Here is a 20,787-nt window from a genome sequence, read left to right as displayed (position 1 = left end):
CCCCCCGCCCCTGCTATCGCGCCCGCGAAATCGCCACCGCCCCCTCGCGCGCCGCGCGGCCTTAACCGCCGCCTCCCCTGCCGCCTGCCGGGCCTGAACAGGGAAGGACCGCTCGCTCCATGACTGCCATCGGCCATGATACGCTGAAGACTCGCGCCACGCTCGACGTGGACGGCAAGGCCTATGATTATTTCTCGCTCGCGGCCGCTGCCGAGAAATATGGCGACATCAGCCGCCTGCCGTTCAGCATGAAGGTGCTGCTGGAAAACATGCTCCGTTTCGAGGACGGCAAGACCGTCACCGTCGAGGACGTGCAGGCGATCATCGACTGGCAGAAGGATGCGCGTTCGGATCGCGAGATCCAGTATCGCCCGGCGCGCGTGCTGATGCAGGATTTCACCGGCGTCCCCTGCGTCGTCGATCTGGCGGCGATGCGCGACGCGATCACGAAACTGGGCGGCGACGCGCAGAAGATCAATCCGCAGGTGCCCGTCCACCTCGTCATCGATCACTCGGTGATGGTCGACGAATTCGGCACGCCAAAGGCGTTCGAGGAGAACGTCGCGCTCGAATACAGCCGCAACATCGAACGCTATGAATTCTTGAAATGGGGATCGAAGGCGCTCGCCAATTTCTCGGTGGTGCCGCCGGGGACGGGCATCTGCCACCAGGTCAATCTGGAATATATCGGTCGCGGCGTGTGGTCTTCGGATGCCAGCGGCGATCATGGCGACGGGCGTGCGATCGCCTATCCCGACACTTTGGTCGGCACCGACAGCCACACCACGATGATCAATGGCCTCGGCGTGCTCGGCTGGGGCGTCGGCGGGATCGAGGCGGAGGCCGCGATGCTCGGCCAGCCGGTGTCGATGCTGATCCCCGAAGTGGTCGGCTTCAAGCTGACCGGCAAGCTGAACGAAGGCATCACCGCGACCGATCTGGTGCTGACGGTCACCCAGATGCTGCGCGCCAAGGGCGTGGTCGGCCGCTTCGTCGAATTCTACGGCCCCGGCCTGGCGGAAATGTCGCTGGCCGATCGCGCGACGATCGCCAACATGGCGCCCGAATATGGCGCGACCTGCGGCTTCTTCCCGATCGATGAACGCACGATGGACTATCTGCGCCTGTCGGGCCGTCCGGATGATGAAATCGCGCTGGTCGAGGCCTATTGCCGCGCGCAGGGCATGTGGCGGCTCGATGGCATGGCCGATCCTGTCTTCACCGATACGCTGGAGCTCGACATGGGCGATGTCGTCGCCTCGCTCGCCGGCCCGAAGCGCCCGCAGGACCGCGTGTCGCTCGGCAAGGTCGACGAAGTGTTCAACGGCGACCTGTTCAAGGTCTACAAGAAGGAGCGGGCGGAGCGTGTCCCCGTAGAGGGCCGCGACCACGACATCGGCGACGGCGACGTAGTAATCGCCGCGATCACCAGCTGCACCAACACCTCTAACCCCTCGGTGCTGATCGCCGCCGGCCTGGTCGCCCGCAAGGCGCGCGCAAAGGGCCTCAAGCCGAAACCCTGGGTCAAGACCTCGCTGGCGCCCGGCTCGCAGGTCGTCACCGACTATCTCGACAAGGCGGGGCTGACCGCGGATCTCGATGCGATGGGCTTCAACCTGGTCGGCTATGGCTGCACCACCTGCATCGGCAATTCGGGGCCGCTGGCGGAGCCGATCTCGAACGCGATCAACGCCAACGATATCGTCGCCGCGTCCGTCCTGTCGGGCAACCGCAATTTCGAAGGCCGCGTTTCCGCCGACGTGCGCGCCAACTTCCTAGCCTCGCCGCCGTTGGTCGTCGCCTATGCGCTGAAAGGCACGGTGACCGAGGACATGACCGATTGCGCGATCGGTCAGGGCTCGGACGGGCAGGACGTGTTCCTCGCCGATATCTGGCCCACAAACGACGAAGTGCGCGCCACGATCGACGCCAACGTCAATTCGGACATGTTCAAGGCTCGCTACGGCAACGTCTATCGCGGCGACGCGCATTGGCAGAAGATCGCCGTCGAGGGTTCGGACACCTACGGCTGGCCCGCCGCCTCCACCTACATCGCCAACCCGCCCTATTTCGAGGGGCTGGCGATGACGCCGGCGCCGGTCGCCGACATCGTCGAGGCCAAGCCGCTGGCGATCCTGGGCGATTCGATCACCACCGATCACATCTCGCCGGCCGGCAGCATCAAGGCCGACAGCCCGGCGGGCGCCTGGCTGATGGAACGCCAAGTGTCGAAGGCGGACTTCAACAGCTATGGCGCGCGGCGCGGCAACGACCACGTGATGGTGCGCGGCACCTTCGCCAACATCCGCATCAAGAACGAGATGGTGCCCGGCATCGAGGGCGGCATGAGTCGTTACGACGGCGAGGTCATGCCGATCTATGACGCGGCGATGCGCCACAAGGCTGATGGCACCCCGCTGGTCGTCGTGGCAGGCAAGGAATATGGCACCGGCTCGTCGCGCGACTGGGCCGCGAAGGGCACCAACCTGCTCGGCGTCCGCGCCGTCATCACCGAGAGCTTCGAGCGGATCCACCGCTCCAACCTGGTCGGCATGGGCGTGCTGCCGCTGCAGTTCGCCGATGGCGTCACCCGCGAGACGCTCGGCCTGACCGGCGACGAGACCTTCACCATCATGAAGGTCGCCGACCTGCGCCCGCGCCAGGACGTCGAGGTGACGCTGACCCGCGCCGACGGCACGGTCGAGACGTTCCAGACCCGCTGCCGGATCGATACCGTCAACGAGCTGGAGTATTTCCTGAACGGCGGCATCCTCCAGTACGTGCTGCGCAAGCTCGCGGCGTGAGGTGGCTGGTCGCCGCCGCCCTGCTCGCTGCGGCGGGCGCGGCGGCGGCGACGCCCGCCCCGGTGACCGGCCGCTGGCTGACGGCGGAGGGCAAGGCGATCGTCGAGATCGCGCCCTGCGGCGCGCAGCTCTGCGGGCAGATCTCGCGGGTGCTCAAGCCACGCCCCGGCGGTCCGGTGGTCGATGCAAACAATCCCGATCCGGCGATGCGCACGCGGCCGATCGAAGGGCTCTCGATCCTGACCGGCTTCACCGCGAAGGACGATCGCTGGGCCGGCCATATCTATGACCCCGAAAGCGGGCGGACCTATCGCTCCGAACTGGCGGCAACGGGCGCGACGCTCAAGGTGAAGGGGTGTTTCGGCCCCTTCTGCCGCACGCAGGTCTGGCAGCGGACACGTTGAATAGCCTGGAACACGTCCCGGTTCAGGACGAGCCGCCCCGGCTCCGCGACGCAAGCCACTCGAATTCCTCATCTTCCCGATGCTATGCCCCCGACCCGGAACGAAGGGGAGGCAGGATCAGGTGAGGAAGCCCCAGACGGTCGCCGCGCTGACCGAGCTTGGCCGCGTACAGCTGTCCAGGTCCTTCTTCATGCGCGACTTCCTCTATTCGGATATCGCCGCGGTCCACGGCCTGTCGAACGTCCCCGACGATCCCGACCTGGCGATCGCGGCGGGCACCCGGCTATGCGAGGAACTGCTGGAGCCTTTGCAGGACGCGTTCGGCCGGATCGCGATCCGATCCGCCTATCGCTCGGCGGAGGTCAACGCGCTCGGCCATTCGAAGAATTACAATTGCGCGCCCAACGAGCGGAACTACGCCTATCACATCTGGGACCGGCGCGACGCGAAGGGCCACATGGGCGCGGCGGCGAGCATCGTCGTGCCGAGCTTCGCCAGCCGTTTCGACCAGCCCGGCGACTGGAAGCGGCTGGCGTGGTGGATTCACGACAATCTGCCCTATGCGACGATGGAGTTCTTCCCCGTCCGCTGGGCGTTCAACCTGGGCTGGCACGAGCACCCGGCACGCGCGATCATGAGCCATGTACCCAATGATCGCGGGCTGCTGACCAAGCCGGGGATGGCCGGCCATGACGACGATCATCGCGCGGAGTGGGAGGGGATCCTGCCGGCCTGAGCAGCCCCTACGCCTCCGCCTTCCGCCGGATTCCCATCGTCAGGAAGTACAGCACCAGCCCGGCCGCGTTCCACATCAGGAACCACAGCTGCGTCTTCTGCGGCAGGCTGATGAACAGGTAGAGGCAGCCGAGGATCGCGACCGGCCCCACCACCCAGGCCAATGGCGTGCGATAGGCGCGGGCCATGTCCGGCGCGCGGCGGCGCATGATGAGCATACAGGCCGAAACCGCGACGAACGCCGCCAGTGTGCCCGCGTTCGCCAGCGCGGCAAGCTCGCCCAGCGGCACGAAACCGGCAAGCAGCGAGACCACCGTGGCGGTGAACAGCGTGATCCGCACCGGCGCCCCGCGCGACGAGAGCTTTGCAAGGCTCGACGGCAGCATGCGGTCGCGCGCCATCACGAAAAAGATGCGGCTCTGGCCATAGAAGAACGCCAGGATCACCGTCGGCAGCGCGATCACCGCAGAGGCTGCGAGATACTGCGCCGCGCCCGGCTGGCCCAGCTCGCGCAGGATCAGCGCCAGCGGCTCGGGCGAATTGGCGAAGCGCGTGTAGCTGATCGCCCCCACCGCCGCCGCCGCGACCGCGACATAGATGGCGATGCAGATGAACATCGATCCGACGATCCCGATCTTCAGGTCGCGTCCGGGGTCCTTGGTCTCCTCCGCCGCCGTTGCGATCGCGTCGAAGCCGTAGAAGGCGAAGAAGATGATCGCCGCCGCCGCCATCACCCCGCGCTCGACGCCGTCCGGACCCATCGACTTGGCGAAGCCGAACGGGCTGAACGGCTCCAGATGGGCGTGGTTGAAATAGGGCAATGCGACCGCGACGAAGACGATCAGTGCGATCACCTTCACCACCACCAGCAGCGCGTTGAGCGTCGCGCTCTCCTTGGTGCCGACCAGCAGCAGCCCGGCGACCACCGCGATGATGCCGATCGCGGGCAGGTTGACGATACCGCCTAGCTCCGGCCCCTGCATCAGGCTCATCGGCACGCCCAGATACCCGCTGAGCAACGGCGCGGCATAACCCGACCAGCCGACCGCGACCGCCGACACGACCAGCGTATATTCCAGGATCAGGCTCCACCCGACCACCCAGGCGATCACTTCCCCGATCACCGCATAGCTGTAGGTATAGGCGCTGCCCGACGTCGGGATCATCGTCGCCATTTCGGCATAGGCGAGCGCGGCGCAGGCGCAGATCACGCCGGCGATGACGAACGACATGATGACGGCCGGCCCGGCCTTGTCGGCGCCGACACCGATCAGCGTCAGGATGCCGGTGCCGACGATCGCGCCGACGCCGAGCGCGACGAGATGAGGCCACGACAGGGTTCGGGCGAGCTGCTGCCCCTCGCCTTCCGGCGGCGCGATGTCCTTGCGCCGAAACAGTCCGCTGCCCTGCATCCCGATGCCCCCCTCTTTATCGCCTAGGGTTAGGCCCCAGGAACGCGCCCGGCAATCGCCAACGCTTCGTTAACCTTTCCCGTCAATATCTCGCTCACCATGAGCGACAGGTGCGAGACAGCGATGCCGACGAAGATGACGATCCGCGCGCACGAACTGGCGACGCTGCTCGATCGCGCGCCCGACGGGATCACCACGCTGTCGCTCGACTGTTTCGACACGCTGTTGTGGCGCAACACCCACGCCCCGCGCGACGTGTTCGCCGAGATCGACCTGCCCGGCGGCGGGATCGAGCCGCGCAGCTGGGCCGAGCGCAACGAACAGCGGCTCGCCAGGGTGACGACCGGCAGCCACGAAATCCATCTCGACGCGGTGTGGAAGCGCCTGCTGGTCAACGGCGACGACGCCGCCGTGGCGCAGGCGATCGACGGCGAACTCGCGATCGAGGCGCGCCACTGCTTCGCCTTCGCGCCGACCGTCGAGCTGATGCGCGCGGCAAAGGCGCGCGGCCTGTCGATCATCATCGTCAGCGACATGTATCTGTCGGAAAGCCGCCTGCGCGATCTTCTCCGCCGCAGCGCGGGCGAGGACGTGCTGGCGATGATCGACCATGTGTTCATGTCGTGCGAGCATGGCTGCTCCAAGGCGTCGGGTCTGTTCACGCCGGTGCTGAAGGCGATCGGCGCACGCCCCGATCAGCTGCTCCACGTCGGCGACAACAAGGCGGCCGACCATGACGGCGCCTTCGCGGCCGGCATCCACGCCGTCCATCTCGAACAATTCGATGCGGAGGCCGCGCAGCGGCTGCGGCTGGAAATGGTCGCCAACGTGATGATTGATCCCGCCGTCCGCGTGACGATCCCCGCCTATCAGCCGCACCGCGCGGCGGTTGCGATGCGCGCCAGCGACGACATCGCCGACGTCGTCGGCCACGACGTGATCGGCCCGGCGATGCACGCCTTCGCCGAATTCATCCACGCCGAGGCGCAGGCGATGGCGAAGCGGATCGGCAAACCGGTGCGCCCGCTGTTCCTGATGCGCGACGGCCACCTGCCCTGCCGCGTATACGACGCGCTCTATCCCGACAGCGGCGCGGCGAAGGTCGAGCTGAGCCGGATCGTCGCCACCCGCGCGACGCTGACCGACGACGCCGCGCTCGACCGCTTCGTCGAGGAGAACGTCCACGCGGTCAGCCCGGCCGGCTTCGTCCGCGCGCTGATGCTCGAACCCGGCGAAGTGTCGGCCGCGCTGCGCAAGCCGACGGTGGAGGGCCAGATGGCCGCGCTGGCGAAGCTGGTGCGGCAAGGCGATATCCGCCGCCGCATCTTCCGCCGTGCCAAGGGTTTCCAGTCCCGCACGCTCGCCCATCTGCGCCGCGCAGGCGTGGCCGATGGCGAGGCGGTGATGTTCGTCGACATCGGCTACAACGGATCGGTCCAGAACGTCATCGCGCCGATGCTGGAACGCGAAATGGGGCTGACGGTAGCCGGCCGCTACCTGTTCCTGCGCGAGAAGTTCCTGTCCGGCCTCGACAAGCGCGGCCTGATCGGCATCGACCTGATCGAGACCCGCGCGATGCACGCGCTGGCCACCTGCGTCGCGGTGGTCGAGCAGATGTGCAATGTCGAACAGGGATCGACGATCGACTTCGCCCCCGATGGCAACCCGATCCGCGAGGATTATGTCCTCAACCCCGGCCAGCACGCGGTGCGCGAACGAATCCAGTCGGCCAGCGTCGATTTCGCGATCCATGCCCGCGCGGCGATGCACAGCGTTCCCGCGTCCGACGACATGCTCGCCCGCCGCCGGATGGCGAGCGCGATCCTGACGCGGCTGCTGTTCCTGCCGCTGCCGCGCGAGATCGAGCTGTTCCGCGCCTTCGATCACGACAACAACCTTGCCACCAGCCAGATCGAGCGGCTGCTCGACCCGGCCGGGGCCGAAGAAGGGCTGCGCCGGCGCGGCCTGTCCTATGTCAACGAAACCGGGCGGATGTACGTGCCTGCGGAAATCGCGCGCCACGGCCTGCCGCTCAATATCTCGCTGTTCACCACCAGCCGTTTCGGCCTCGACATCCGCAATTCCGATTTCCAGGTCGGCGGCATCGACGTGCCGGTGCTGATGCTCGACGCGGCAGAACAGGCGGTGGTGCCGATCACCGCCTTTCCGACGCACGAGGGCTGGTATCGCCTCGCCATTCCGGTCACCCGCCCCGGCCTGACGGTGGCGATCCAGCTCGGGAAGCTGTGGTCGTCGGTTCAGCTGGGCGACGCCACCTGGACCCCGGCCGATCGCCACGACATCGACCGCGCGGTCGATCGTACGCCCGCGATGATGGTGCCCGACGCGATGCGCGAACTCGCGCCCGATCTCTACGCCGCCGAGGAGACCGGCCTGCTGATCGTGCCGCCGTCCGGCCGCGAGAGGCAGGTGCTGAGCCTGATCTTCCGCCCCCTCCACCCCCGCACCGCGGCCGATGCGGCCGTGGTCCAGACGAAGGTCGCCGCCTGATGTCGCACTATCCCTATTCCATGGCGATGTTCGACGATCTGATCGTCGATGCGCTGACCATCGCCGGTGCGCAATCGATCGTCGAGGTGGGCGCGGATTACGGTGGCATGTCCGACACGCTCGCCGCCTATGCGGCGGCCAATGGCGGGACGCTGACCAGCGTCGATCCCGAAGTGCAGGACGCCTTCCTGGCATGGCTCGCCGACCATCCCGAGGTCACCCACGTCGCCGAACCCAGCATCGACGCGCTCGCGAAGCTGCCCGCCGCCGACGCCTATATCATCGACGGCGACCACAATTGGTACACGGTCTACAACGAACTGGCGCTGGTGCGCGGCGCGGCGCGCGCGGCGGGCAAGCCGGTACTGGCTTTGCTCCACGACGTGTGCTGGCCGTGCGGCCGGCGCGATTTCTATTATGCGCCCGATCGCATTCCCGAGGCGTACCGCCACCCGCACGCCCGCGATGCCGGCGCGTCGATCGACTGGGACGGGCTGATGCCCGGACGCGGCCTGACCGGCGGCGAGACGCTGGCGATGGCGCTGCACGAAGGCGGGCCGATGAACGGCGTGCTGACGGCCGTGGAGGATTTCCTGGAGGGCGCGCGCGGGCAAGGCGACGACCTGTGCTATGTCCACATCCCCGGCGCGCTGGGGCTGGGCGTGATCTTCGACACCGGTGCGCCCTGGGCGGAGGCGCTCGCGGCGCACCTGCTGCCGTGGCACAACAACCGGCTGATCGCGACGCTGGAGGAAAACCGGCTGCGCAACTTCCTCCACGCGCTCGACGCGGAACGCGCGCTGGCGGCATAGCCTTTGCGCTCGTCATCCCCGCGACGGCGAGGATTACGGCGTCAGACCCAAAAACGCTCCCGTTACGCCGGGCAGCGCGCGCCGCTGTCGATCCACGCCTTGGTCAGGTCGCCGAACTGCGCCTGCGTGCCGGGCACCGGAGTACGGCCGAGTCCCGGCTTCCAGCCCCAGCCGACCAGACCGTCGTGGGCGTTATGCTCGTGGATCTGTGCCAGCGACTTGCCGCCGTTGCGCTTGCGATCCTTCAACTGCTCGCAAATCTGGCGCAGCGACTTGCCCTCCCACGCCATCGACGCGGGCGCGAGGTGCCATTGCGGATCGCCGGGAATGCTGCCCTCACCGTTGGCGAAGGTCACGTTGCGCGGGCCGTGGCAGGTCGCGCATTCTAGGCCGGGCACGCCGTGGCCGTCCGCGCCGCGCGTGACCGGCGGATCGTGCGGCAGGCCGGCGTCGCCCTGGTTTGGGCGATCGGTACGCGGATGGCAGTTCACGCAGCGCGGATGCTGCAAGACCTTGCCCATCTCCGTGAAGATCGCCGCCGATCGCTGGGCCGGGTTGGCGATCGACGCGAAGGCGCTGACCGGCTTGAGCCCGGCGGGCGCCTGCGGCTCGGCGCGGGCAACGATCGCGGCGGGGACGGCAAGCGCCGATACCGCCAGCGCGGCGAGGCCGAGATAGCGCGTCATGCCCTGTTCTCCGGATGCGCGAAGGGCAATCGCCGCACCTTGCGGCCGGTCAATCGCCGCCATGCGTTGGCGACCGCCGGCGCGATCGGCGGCACGCCCGGCTCGCCCACGCCGCTGGGCTTCTCGGCAGATGGGATGATCGCGACCTCGACATCGGGCATCTCGGCCATCCTGAGCGAGCGATAGGTATCGAAGTTCGACTGTTCGACCCGGCCGTTCTCGCCCAGGGTGATCTCGGCATAAAGCGCGTGGCCCAGCCCGAAACCAATGCCGCCCTCCATCTGCTGACGGATCACATTGGGGTTCACCGGCGTGCCGCAATCGACCGCGCACCACACCCTGTGCACCTTCGGCAGGCCATCGGCGCCCTTCGACACCTCGGCGATCTGCGCGACATAGCTGTCGAAACTCTTGTGCACGGCGACACCGCGCGCGCGGCCCGCCGGCGCCTTGGTCCTGCCGGCGATCTCGACGACCTTGCGCAGCACGCCCTTCAGCCGGTCATCCTTCATCATCGCCAGTCGCCCGGCGATCGCATCCTTGCCGCCAGCCTCCAGCAGTTCATCGACCAGCACTTCCTTCACGAACGCCGTGGTGGTGTGGCCGACCGACCGCCACCACAGTGTCGGCACGCCGTTCGCCATGATGTGCTGGCCGACGCGCATCGCCGGGAAGGCGTAGTCGTCCTCGGTGCCCTCGGTCATCGATCCGTCGATACCGTCCTTCACGGCCATCGGCTCCATCGGCGTGCCGATGAAGAAGGATTGCGCGGCAACGACCTGGTCCCACGCCGCGATGTTGCCCGCGGCGTCGAGCCCGGCGCGGACGCGGTGCAGCGTCAGCGGGCGATAGCGGCCTCCGGTGATGTCGCCCTCGCGCGACGCGACATGCTTGACCGGCGCCTTGAAGCCGTACGCCTTGCACGCCATCGCCGCCTCGACCCCGTCACCCATGTCGGGTGTCGCCCGCCGGCCGAAGCTGCCGCCGGCGAACTGCTGGTGCAGCGTCACCCTGTCGAACGGCACGCCCAGCACGGCGGCGATCGCGGTCATCTCGCCGACCTGGAACTGGCTGCCGGCCCACACGTCGGCGCGGCCGTTCATCACCTCGATGACATGGTCGAGCGGTTCCATCGGGGCGTGCGCGAGGAAGGGGAATTTGAACGTCTCGTCGATCGTCCGCGCGGACGACGCGAGAGCGGCCACGGCATCGCCGTTGCGGTGGACTTCCCTGCCCGGCGTCGCGACGGCCCTGGCGTAATCGGCGAACATCGCCTCGCTCGAACGGCGTTCGGCCTTCGCGAAATCCCAGTCGACCGCCAGCGCCGCGCGCCCGCGCATCGCGCTCCAGGTGTCGCGCGCATAGACGACGACGCCGCGCGGCACTGTCTGGACATCGATCACACCGGGGACGGCGCGCGCCGCCGCGTCATTGACCTCCTTGACCGAACCGCCGAACGCGGGCGGGCGCAGGATCGCCGAATGGACCATGCCCGGGCGGCGCACGTCCATCGTGAAGCCCGCGGTGCCGTCGGTCTTGGTGCGACTGTCGATCTTGGGCAGGTCGCGGCCGATGAGGGTGAATTTGTCGGGGGTCTTGAGCGCCACGTCGTTGGGCACCGGCAGCGACGCCGCCTCGACCGCCAGTTCGCCGAAAGTCGCGCGGCGGGGACCGGAGGAGACCACGCCCCGCGATACGCTCACCGCGCGTTCGGGCACGCCCCAGCGCTTCGCCGCCGCCGAGACCAGCATCGCCCGCGCGGTGGCGCCGGCGGTGCGCATCTGCATCCAGCTTTCCTTGATCGCGCTCGACCCGCCAGTGCCCATCGTGCCGAACGCCAGATTCTTGTACAGCGGGTCATTGGCTGGCGAGAATTCGGACCGCATCTGGCTCCAGTCGGCGTCGAGTTCGTCGGCCACCACCGTGGTCGTGCCGGTCGATGGGCCCTGCCCCATCTCGATATGCTTCTGGATCACCGTGACGGTGTTGTCGGGCGCGATGCGGACGAAGGCGTTGGGCTGGAAGCGGGTCGGCGCGGGGCCTTGCGCCGCTCGCCCCTTCGCCGGCAGCATCATACCCAGGACGAGGCCGCTGCCACCGATGAACGCGCGGCGACTGGGCACAAACGCGGTCATGCCCGGCCTCCCATCGCCTTGCTGGCGTCCTTGATCGCCTGGCGGATACGGCCGTAGGTCGCGCAGCGGCAGATGTTGCCCGCCATCGCCGCGTCGATATCGGCATCGGTCGGCTTCGGCCTGGCGCTGAGCAGCCCGATCGCGGTCATCACCTGGCCGGTCTGGCAAAAGCCGCACTGCGGCACGTCGATCGTCACCCAGGCGTCCTTCACCGCCCTGGCAACGCGCGTGTCGGCACCCTCGATCGTGGTCACTTTCTTCCCCGCGACCATGCTGACCGGCGTCACGCAACTTCGGCGCGGCTTGCCGTCGAGATGCACGGTGCACGCCCCGCATTGCGCAATGCCGCAGCCATATTTGGTGCCAGTCAGCCCCAAATGGTCGCGCAGCACCCACAGCAGCGGCGTTTCCGGATCGCCGTCGAAATTCTGGCTACGCCCGTTCAACAGAAACTCGGTGGCCATGCGACGCTCCCGTTTCCCGCCCCGGCCACGAGCATATCCGAGGGACAGCAGGTTACGAAACGAAATTCGGCCACGCCGGTGATCGTAGAAACTTTCTTAGCGCGTTGCGTGCGATAGCGCGCGCCGTGACCAAGCTGAAACATCCTTTCATCGCACCGAACCCGCCGCGTGCCAGCACCATGGCCGACGCCTTTGCCCGGATCGAGGCGAGCGGCATCTACAGCAACAACGGCCCCGAGGTGCGCCGCTTCGAGGATATGGCGACCGCTCGCCTGTTTGCCGGACGCGGCGATTGCGCGACGATGGCGAACGCCACGCTCGCGCTGATGCTGGCGATCCGCGAGGCGGCCGACCGCGCCGGACGCCCGACAGGTTTCGCGCTGATGCCTGCCTTCACCTTCGCGGCGGCGGCGCAGGCGGCACTGTGGGCGGGGCTCACGCCGCTGCTGTGCGACAGCGATCCCGCCGACTGGTCGGCGTGCGCGGCGCATGAGGATGCTCTGCTTGCCGAACATGGCGCCGCGATCTCGGTCATCGTCCCCTACGCCACCTTCGGTAACGCGATCGACCTGTCGCGTTATGAACGGCTCGCCGCCACGCACGGCGTCGGGGTGGTGGTCGATGCCGCCGCCTCGCTCGGCACGCTCGACGACGCGGGCATCGGCTTCGGGGCTGGCGCGCCGTTTGCGATCGTCCATTCGATGCAGGCAACCAAGCCCTTCGCTGTCGGCGAGGGCGGGCTCGTCCATTCCGGCGACGCGGCGCTCGTCGCGCGGTTGCGGACGATGGCGAGCTTCGGGTTCGAGCAGCCGCGCAGCGCCTCGCTGCCCGGTTTCAACGCCAAGCTGCCCGAGGTCCTGGCGGCGATGGCCTCTGCCAAGCTCGACGAGATCGAGGCGGTGAGCGAACGTCGCGCCGCGATCGAGGCCAGCTATCGCGAGGCGCTGGCCCCGCTGGCACTCCAACGCCCCTATGGCCGCCGGCGCGCCACGGGGTTTATGTCGGCGCTGCTGCCGTCGGCCCTCGCATCGCGCCGTGCTGCGATCATCGACGCGCTCGCGGCGCGCGGCATCGGCGCCGCCGCCTATTTCAGCCCGCACCTGGGCCAGCAGCCGCTGTTCGCGCGGGCGGCGGAAATGACGCGGACTCCGGTCGCCGACGATATCGCCGCACGCATCGTCTCGCTGCCCGTCACCGACAGGATGACGCCGGGCGACGCGAACAAGGTCGCCCAGGCCCTGCTCGATACCTGCGGCGTCACCCGCACGCCCGCACGCCCGGTCACCGCGCCCGTCGCGCGGCTGCTGGTGGTCGGGGGCGGCCCGGCGGGAACCGCTATGCTGACCGCCGCCAGCAAGGCCGGCCGACTCGGCGATCTGGCGCGCGACCTGGTGCTGGTCGATCGCGGCGACACGCTCGGCAGCGGGCGGCTGGGCAATTATGCGATCGCATCGGACAGCACCGCGCAAAGCTTCCTGTCCGCGGTCGAGAACAATCCCGAACCCGCGCTCGCCGCGCTCGCCGGCCATCCCAGCGCGCAGGCGATCGATGCGTGGCGCGACCGGCTGGGCGTCCCGCTCGCCACCGCCGGCCCATTCCTCGCCGTCACCGGCGAACGGCTTGGGGCGATCGTCGAGGGTCACGGCGGGTCGATCCTGAAGGGCCACGAGGCGCTGTCGGCGCGGCGCGGTGACGACGGCATCTGGTCGGTGCGGCTGAAGCGCCTGTCCGACGGCCACGAGTTCGATGCACGCGCCCGGAACCTGCTGCTCGCGACCGGCGGTCACCAGCCGCTCGACCGGCTGGTGCGCCAGCAGGTCGCGGGCGTTTCGCTGGTCGAGCGGGTCGGCGATCGGCTGCTCCAGTCGGACGAGGTACTGGCGCTGGGCGGGCTAGACCGCGTTGCGGATCTGCTGTCGGGCAAGCGAGCGCCGCTCATCGCGGTGATCGGCGGATCGACCAGCGCGCTGTCCGCCGTTGCGCTGCTGCTGCGCTCGCGCCCCGGCATTCCGTTCGGCGCGGGCGGGATCACTTTGCTCCACCGCGAGGCGCTGCGCCCGACCTATGCTTCGGTCGAAGCGGCGCAAGCGGACGGCTTCACCGACTTCGGGTCCGACGACATCTGCCCGCTAACCGGCATGGTCTATCGCCTCGGCGGCTTCCGGCTTGAAGCGCGCGAACTCGCGCTGCGCATGCTGGAAGTCGATGGTCGCGCGCCCGACCCGCGCGTAGCGCTCCACCGGATCGCGCGCGGCTCCGATCCCGACGCCCTGGCGATCCTCGATCGGGCCGACCTGGTCGTCGCGGCGCTCGGCTATCGCCCCCGCGCGCTGCCGCTGCGGGATGCCGCCGGTGCGCCCCTGCCGCTGGCGATCGATGCGGGCGGCGATCTGGTCGATGGCCGATGCCGGGTCATGGGCGCCGACGCACGCCCCGTCCCCGGCGTCTATGGCATCGGGCTCGCCGCCGGCTTCGTGCCCTCGGGCGCGCTGGGTGGCGAAGCGAGCTTCCGCGGGCAGGCCAACGGTCTGTGGCTCTGGCAGAACGATGTCGGGCGACTGATCGTCGATCAGTTGCTCGGCGAAGCGGTCGCTGTCGCCGCATGACCGTCGCGCCCGCCGTCAGCGTCATCATGGCCGCCTACAACGGCGCGCACCTGATCGGCGAAACGCTCGCCAGCCTTTCGGCGCAGACACTGGGCGATTTCGAGGTGCTGGTGGTCGATGACTGTTCGACCGACGACACGCGCGCGGTCGTGCGCGCCTGGCCCGATACGCGCGTCCGTCTGATCGAGGCGACCACGAACGGCGGGCCGGTGCGCGCGCGCAATCTGGCCTTTGCGCAGGCGCGCGGGCGCCACGTCGCGGGGCTCGACCAGGACGACATCTGCCTGCCGCATCGCTTCGCGCGGCAAGTCGCCTTCCTCGATGCGCATCCGGATGTCGCGATGGTCGCCGCCGCCGCGCGCCTGTTCGATGTCCAGGGGCGCGAACGCCCGACCGCGCATGCCGCAGTCTCCACGCCCGCGCTGATCGACTGGCTGCTCCACATCCAGAACCCGCTGGTCTGGTCGACCGCGATGATCCGCGGCGCGGTCGCACGGCGGCTCGATCCGTTCACCGACCCCGCATGCCTCTATGCCGAGGATTTCGACCTCTACCACCGGCTGCGCGCTCACGGACCGATCGCGCGCATCGACGATGTGCTGCTGCGCTACCGCAGCCATGAAGGCGGTGCGTCGCAGCGGCATCGCGACACGATGATCGCCAGTGCGGCAGGCGTGTTGACGCGCGCCTGGCGCCGGTGCCTGGGCGACGATGCGGGCGCGGTGGGCGACATGCTCGCGCGCTACATCGTCGCCGGCGACGAGGTGCCGGATCGTCCGACGCTGCACCGGCTAGGGACGACGCTGACGCTGCTCCAGGCGATCCATCTCGGCGACAGAGACGCGGACGATGAGAGCCGCCGCCTCGTCAAATGGGAAACCGCGCGACTGTGGTGGCGGATCGTTCGCAATGCGGTGCGTTCGGGCACGATCACGATGCGCGACGCGGTCGCGGTGCGCCCCGACCATCTCGGCTTGGGGCACGCGGGCGTTGACGACATGCTGCTGTCTGGCGTCGTCGGCCACCTCCGCCGTGTACGCGCCCGGGCGACCGCTGGTTAATCACCCCTTTACCACGATGCGTTAGATCGAGGTTTCGACAATCCTTTCAGGCGGATCGCCGATTTGGCTTTGACATCGCTTCGCACCCCGGATGCCGTTCCCTCGTTCGACGACGAAGCGATCCGCGACGTCGCGCGCAATTGCGGGCGGCTCGCGGTCGGGTGCAGCGACGCCGCGGGCTATGTCGCGGGCGTTTCCGATGGCCTCACGCGACAGCTGGTCGCGTTCGGCGAGCTCGAGGATGTCACCGCCGCGCTGGACAGTGACCAGCGCGCCGTCGCCGTCTCGACCGGGGAGGCCCGCCGTCTCGCCGAACAGGCGCGCGCCACGCTGACACGCGAAAGCGCACAGATCACCCGGTCCGTCGGCGAGTTCGGCGCGCTGACCGATCTCATCGCCAGACTCGGCACCCGCATGACCGATTTCGCGGCGGCGATGGAACAGGTCAAGCGCGTCTCCTCCGCGATCGACGATATCGCGCGCAAGACCAACCTTCTCGCGCTGAACGCGACGATCGAGGCGCAGCGCGCGGGTGACGCTGGCCGCACCTTCGCGGTCGTGGCCGCGGAGGTGAAGAAGCTCGCTCTGGAAACCCGACAGGCCACCGAAGAGATCGGCCGCACGATGGAAAGCTTCACGCGCGAGGCCGGGACGGTGATGCGCGAGATCGACGAGGGCGTCGGCAAGAGCCGCCTCGCGCAGACCGGAGTCGCCCAGATCAGCCAGACCGTCGCCGAAGTGTCCGATATCGTCGCGCGGGTCGATGCCATCACCGACGACATCGAACGCTCGACAGAGGTGACGACCGACAGCGTCGCGCGGGTCCGCGACACGTTGGCCGATTTCGGCGTCCAGGCACGCGGGGACGCCGAGCACCTCGCCAGCGCGCATGACCGCATGGGTCGGCTCGAACGCCTGTCAAACGCGATGCTCGACCGGCTGGCCCATTCGGGCATTCGCATCGACGACACCCGCTTCGTCGATCTGACGCTGGCCGGCATGGCCGAGATGCGCGGCCTGGTCGAACGCGCGATCGCGCGGCGAGAAGTCGATGCGGAGGCGGTGTTCGACACCGACTATGTTCCCATTCCGGGCACCGACCCGGTCGAGTTCGCCACCCGCTTCAACGCCTTCGCCGACGCGCATATCCAGCCGCTGCTCGATCGCATTGCCTTCACCGATACGGCGCGGATCCTGGGTGTCGCGGCGGTCGATGCGAACGGCTATCTGCCGACGCACATGACCTCGAAGTCGCAGCCGCAGCGCCCAGGCGATCCCGCGTGGAATGCCGAGAACTGCCGCAGCCGCCGCAACTTCCTCGACGACGCGACCCGCCGCGCGCTGGCGTTCGACGGCGATTTCATGCTGCTGACCTATCGCCAGGATCTGGGCCAGGGCCGCTACCGCGCGGTCAAGAGCGTGTTCGTGCCGCTGCGCATCAACGGCCGCCGCTGGGGCAATTTCGAGCTCGCCTTCATCGACTGAGCCGCTCAGTCCAGATGGCGGTGCAGCACCTCCATCTCGCGCCCCGCGATCCGCAGTTCGTTGAACGAAGGCAGGGTGTCGCGCGTGCGCGACGACAGCGTGCCCGCCCCGATCAGGCGGACGCACCGCCCCCCCTCGTCGTGCCGCACGTCGAACGGGTCGTGGACATGGCCCGACAACACCACATCGGCTCCCGCCCGCGCTAGCGCCGCCAGCGCGTCACGTCCGCCATGCGTCCGCGCGGTCGCTGTCGTCCCCGCCTCGATCAGCGGATGGTGGCAGGCGACGATCGTCAGCCCGCCCCGTTCCGCCGCCTCTACCCCCGCCACCGTCCGCGCGAGAGCACGGTCGCTAACGCTGCCCTTCGACCAGTTGCGCAGCTGGAAGCGCGCGGTGGTCTTCATCGGCACCACCGTGACGCCGGCGATCTCCAACTCGCGCTCGATCATCGCTTCCAGCTTCAGATAGCGGCGGTAGGGGCGAAAGGCGCGGGCGAACAGGTTGAACAGCGGCAGGTCGTGGTTGCCCACCTCGACCGTCACCGGCCTGTCGAGCGCCTCGAGCCACGCCGCCGCCGCCGCGAACTCCTCGCGGCGCGCGCGCATCGTCAGGTCGCCGGTCATCACGATCGCGTCGGGCCGTTCGGCATGGACGGCCGCGTCGAACCACGCGATGGCCTCGCGGTCCTCGGCGCCGAAATGTACGTCGCTGACGTGGAACAGTCGGATCATGCGCGAGGGAACGCGCCAGACCTCTTATCGTCTCATCGCGCCTGACCGGCGCTGGCGCGTCTCATCGCGCCTGGCCGGCGGTGGCGATCAACGCGAGCAGGCCGACCGACATGCCCTTCACGCCCTCGCCCTTCTCGATATCAACCCATTCGTCCTCCGCATGCGCGCGCCCCGCCTTGCCGCCCGCGCCGATCGTGACGGCCGGGATACCCAGGCTCATCGGCAGGTTGGCGTCGGTCGAGGATGCTTCCAGCGTGGCCGTGAAGCCCGCCGCGGTCACCGCCGCCGCGGTCGTCCGCACCAGCGGGTCGGTCGGCGGCGTCGCCCCGGCCGGGCGGTCGCCGATCGGCTGCGGATCGGCGCTCACCTTGCCGACCCGGGTCGACCGTGCGGCATTTTCCGCCGTCACCGCATTGGCGACGATGCCCAGCACGCGCGTCTCCAGCGCGGCGAGCGCCTCCGCGCTTTCCGATCGCATGTCGATATCCAGAAAAACCTCGCCCGGAATCGCGTTCACCGACGTGCCGCCGCCCGTCACGCTGGCGGCATAGGTGGTGCGCGGCTTGGCCGGCAGTTCGATCCTGTACATCTCGTCGATCGTGCGGCCCATCGCCGCTATCGGATTGACGATGCCGAACGCACCGTAGCTGTGCCCGCCGGGTCCCTTGAAGACGATGCGATAGCGCTTCGACCCCACGCCGCCGTGGACGACCCGCGTCGGATCGCTGCCGTCGAGCGAGAAGAAGGCGCCGATCCGATCCTTGTACGCACCCTTCGTGAACAGGTGGCGCACCCCGCGCAGGTCGCCGCGCCCTTCCTCGCCCACCGTGCCGACGAACAGGATCGGCGCACGTGTGCGGATCTTCGCCGCGTCAAGCGCGCGGATGTATGCCAGCACCGTTGCCAGCCCGCGCGTGTCGTCGCCGATACCCGGCGCCATCAGCTTCGTTCCCTCGCGCTTCACCTTCACGTCGGTGCCCTCGGGGAACACCGTGTCGAGGTGCGCCGACATGACGACCAGCTTGGCCCTGGGATCCGTGCCGGGACGGATGCCGGTGACGTTGCCGACCTCGTCGATCGCCACGTCGGTCAGCCCCAGCGCGCGGAACTTGGCGGCATAGGCCCTGCCGCGCGCTTCTTCCTTGAACGGCGGCGCGGGGATTTCGGTCAGCTCGATCAGTTCGGCGACGAAGCGATCATAGTCCCGGTCGAGTTCGGCGACGGCGGCGCGGAACGGCGCGCCGGCCTGAACGCGCGCGACGTCTCCCCCTTGCGCGACGGCAACCGCTGGAACGGCCGTCAGGGCCAGGGCAAGCGCGAGCGAACCGAATTTCATGTGTGGACGTCTCCGACAGGGCAGAAGCATCTTAGGGTCAGGACCCATTGATTACGAGGGTCATGATTGCCCGGACGTGTTCGTCCGGCAAGGAGCGGGGCGCAGCGCGTAGCGGCGCTACGCGCAAGGCTCGCGACGCAGACCGACAGGCGCGTCCGGGCAACCGCGACCGTCGCAATCGATGGGTCCTGACCCTAGGACGCCGCGCGCCGGCTTTTCCCGCAAGCGTCGCCGGGTTCAGGAAGCGGTCGGACCACCGGCACGGCCGAACGCCCGTCCGCGTTGCGCCATAGGTCAGCAGGTCCACGACCCGGAGCTTTTCCGCAGGATGGCCTTCAACCTCACAATGCCGACCCGTATTCAGCTTTCGCTCGACACGACGGGGGATTTTCCCAGCGCGAGAAAACAGACAGCCGCCAGCAGGAAGGTCGCGCACGAAACATAGAGGACAAGCTGATAGGCGCCCGTCCAGTCATATGTCAGGCCGAACAGGGTGATGCCGACGCTGGTGGCGATGGTGACCGTGGCATATCCGATCCCGTAGATCGCCGAATAGCTCTTCAATCCGAAATAGCGCGCGGTGAAGTAGGCGAGCAGGTCGATCTCCGCACCCTGCTGGACGCCGATCATCGCGACCGCGACGAAAGCCGTGGCCGGGGTCAGTTGCCCCAGCATCGCGAGCATGAACATGCCGACAGCCGGCGCGCAGGTGAAGATCGCCGCGACGACGACCGGATTGGTCCGATCGAGCAGATAGCCCGACAGGAGCCGCCCGACGATGACGGCCCCGGCGAACGCCGAGACGAACCAGGCCGCCTGGACTGCGGAAAGCCCGCGATCCTGCAGCAGCGGCGCGAGTTGCCCCAGCAGCCCCCCGCCCGGCACATTTATCAGGATCAACGCGGCCATCAGCAGCCAGAACGCCGGCAGGCGCGGCAGATCGCGCACAAGATAGCCCGCGTGGTTCGAGATCGGGCCCGCGGTGTCGGCTTGACCGGCGGAACGATCGCTACGCCTGTCCTTCACCAGCGCAGCCGCGATCGGCATGCCGACGAACAGGGACAGCCCAGCGAGCACGACATAGCCCGCGCGCCACGAATACCCTTCGATGACGCTGGTCAGGATCGGCGCCATCAGCGCGCCGAAGACCGGTATCCCGGTGATCGCGATACCCATCGCCATGCCACGGTTGACCGAGAAACGCTCCGCGATCGCGCGCGTGTGCGCCGCCGTCCCCGACGCCTGCCCCAGCGCCTGCAGCAGCGCCAGGAAAAGGACGTACATCCAGAGCTGGCCGGGCAACCCCGACAGGGCGAGGTAGCTGAGCGCAATGGCGACCTGCCCGAAGATGATCGAGTTGCGCACGCCGACCCGGTCGATCAGGCGCCCGACGAGCGGTGCCGCCACCACGCCCCACATCGCGATGGCTTGCGCCGTCGCGATCTGCCCGCGGGACCAGCCGAACTCCGCCACCAGGCCGGTGACGAACAGTGTCGACACGTAGAAGTGCAGGTGCAGCGACGTGCCGAGGCCGATCACGCTCCCGAACAGCGGGACGCCACCTTCGCGCCATTCCCGGTTTGACGACATTTCGCTCCTCGGCTT

The 20,787-nt window shown here is 68.5% G+C and carries 15 protein-coding genes; 8 read left to right on the top strand and 7 right to left on the bottom strand.

Features of this window, described 5'->3' with window-relative positions:
* The first annotated feature begins 119 nt into the window (after positions 1-119).
* The 3 genes from acnA (at position 120) to VYI76_RS12830 (ending at position 3,944) form a co-directional block, all read left to right on the top strand.
* The gene (gene acnA / locus VYI76_RS12840; RefSeq protein ID WP_326525195.1) at positions 120-2,804 is read left to right on the top strand and encodes an aconitate hydratase AcnA; all 2,685 of its coding nucleotides are present in this window, start codon (positions 120-122) and stop codon (positions 2,802-2,804) included.
* Positions 2,801-3,208, top strand: a complete 408-nt coding sequence (locus VYI76_RS12835; RefSeq protein WP_326525194.1) for a DUF2147 domain-containing protein — start codon at positions 2,801-2,803, stop codon at positions 3,206-3,208. Before acnA ends, VYI76_RS12835 begins: the two co-directional genes overlap by 4 nt.
* 121 nt (positions 3,209-3,329) lie before the next feature.
* Positions 3,330-3,944: a hypothetical protein gene (locus tag VYI76_RS12830; protein ID WP_326525193.1), complete on the top strand. Its 615-nt coding sequence runs from the start codon at positions 3,330-3,332 to the stop codon at positions 3,942-3,944.
* Between the two features lie 7 nt (positions 3,945-3,951).
* Here the strand turns inward: VYI76_RS12830 and VYI76_RS12825 are convergent, their stop codons facing one another.
* On the bottom strand, positions 3,952-5,355 hold the full coding sequence (locus tag VYI76_RS12825; RefSeq protein WP_326525192.1) for an amino acid permease: 1,404 nt from the start codon (positions 5,353-5,355) through the stop codon (positions 3,952-3,954).
* A 99-nt stretch (positions 5,356-5,454) separates the two neighbouring features.
* On the opposite strand from VYI76_RS12825, the gene VYI76_RS12820 reads away from it, so the two are divergent.
* Both VYI76_RS12820 and VYI76_RS12815 read left to right on the top strand, forming a co-directional pair.
* Complete coding sequence (locus VYI76_RS12820) at positions 5,455-7,866, top strand: HAD family hydrolase (RefSeq protein WP_326525191.1); 2,412 nt, start codon at positions 5,455-5,457, stop codon at positions 7,864-7,866.
* Positions 7,866-8,678, top strand: a complete 813-nt coding sequence (locus VYI76_RS12815; protein ID WP_326525190.1) for a class I SAM-dependent methyltransferase — start codon at positions 7,866-7,868, stop codon at positions 8,676-8,678. Before VYI76_RS12820 ends, VYI76_RS12815 begins: the two co-directional genes overlap by 1 nt.
* Before the next feature lie 62 nt (positions 8,679-8,740).
* On the opposite strand, the gene VYI76_RS12810 is transcribed toward VYI76_RS12815, so the two are convergent.
* From VYI76_RS12810 to VYI76_RS12800, 3 genes are read right to left on the bottom strand one after another with little or no spacing between them, the layout of a single operon-like run.
* The gene (locus VYI76_RS12810; RefSeq protein ID WP_326525189.1) at positions 8,741-9,364 is read right to left on the bottom strand and encodes an Isoquinoline 1-oxidoreductase subunit; all 624 of its coding nucleotides are present in this window, start codon (positions 9,362-9,364) and stop codon (positions 8,741-8,743) included.
* The gene (locus VYI76_RS12805) at positions 9,361-11,499 is read right to left on the bottom strand and encodes a xanthine dehydrogenase family protein molybdopterin-binding subunit (RefSeq protein WP_326525188.1); all 2,139 of its coding nucleotides are present in this window, start codon (positions 11,497-11,499) and stop codon (positions 9,361-9,363) included. The genes VYI76_RS12810 and VYI76_RS12805 overlap by 4 nt, the downstream gene beginning before the upstream one ends.
* Complete coding sequence (locus VYI76_RS12800; RefSeq protein ID WP_326525187.1) at positions 11,496-11,963, bottom strand: (2Fe-2S)-binding protein; 468 nt, start codon at positions 11,961-11,963, stop codon at positions 11,496-11,498. Before VYI76_RS12800 ends, VYI76_RS12805 begins: the two co-directional genes overlap by 4 nt.
* 125 nt (positions 11,964-12,088) lie before the next feature.
* Here VYI76_RS12800 and VYI76_RS12795 point away from each other — a divergent pair, with 125 nt between their 5' ends.
* The 3 genes from VYI76_RS12795 to VYI76_RS12785 all read left to right on the top strand — a co-directional run bounded on the left by VYI76_RS12795 (position 12,089) and on the right by VYI76_RS12785 (position 17,115).
* Positions 12,089-14,569: a DegT/DnrJ/EryC1/StrS family aminotransferase gene (locus tag VYI76_RS12795; RefSeq protein WP_326525186.1), complete on the top strand. Its 2,481-nt coding sequence runs from the start codon at positions 12,089-12,091 to the stop codon at positions 14,567-14,569.
* Positions 14,566-15,630, top strand: coding sequence for a glycosyltransferase family 2 protein (locus VYI76_RS12790; protein WP_326525185.1), 1,065 nt, complete (start codon positions 14,566-14,568; stop codon positions 15,628-15,630). Before VYI76_RS12795 ends, VYI76_RS12790 begins: the two co-directional genes overlap by 4 nt.
* A gap of 69 nt (positions 15,631-15,699) precedes the next feature.
* Entirely contained in the window at positions 15,700-17,115 is a 1,416-nt protein-coding gene (locus VYI76_RS12785) for a methyl-accepting chemotaxis protein (protein ID WP_326525184.1), read from the top strand.
* 5 nt (positions 17,116-17,120) lie between these two features.
* On the opposite strand, the gene VYI76_RS12780 is transcribed toward VYI76_RS12785, so the two are convergent.
* From VYI76_RS12780 to VYI76_RS12770, 3 genes are all read right to left on the bottom strand, one after another.
* The gene (locus tag VYI76_RS12780) at positions 17,121-17,846 is read right to left on the bottom strand and encodes a metallophosphoesterase family protein (RefSeq protein ID WP_326525183.1); all 726 of its coding nucleotides are present in this window, start codon (positions 17,844-17,846) and stop codon (positions 17,121-17,123) included.
* Between the two features lie 61 nt (positions 17,847-17,907).
* Positions 17,908-19,182, bottom strand: a complete 1,275-nt coding sequence (locus tag VYI76_RS12775; protein ID WP_326525182.1) for a M20/M25/M40 family metallo-hydrolase — start codon at positions 19,180-19,182, stop codon at positions 17,908-17,910.
* A gap of 360 nt (positions 19,183-19,542) precedes the next feature.
* Complete coding sequence (locus tag VYI76_RS12770) at positions 19,543-20,772, bottom strand: MFS transporter (RefSeq protein WP_326525181.1); 1,230 nt, start codon at positions 20,770-20,772, stop codon at positions 19,543-19,545.
* Positions 20,773-20,787: the final 15 nt, after the last annotated feature.

Origin of the sequence: Sphingomonas sp. (assembly GCF_035910975.1) — a bacterium.
GTDB lineage: Bacteria > Pseudomonadota > Alphaproteobacteria > Sphingomonadales > Sphingomonadaceae > Sphingomonas.
This window is presented reverse-complemented; position numbering and strand designations above follow the sequence as displayed.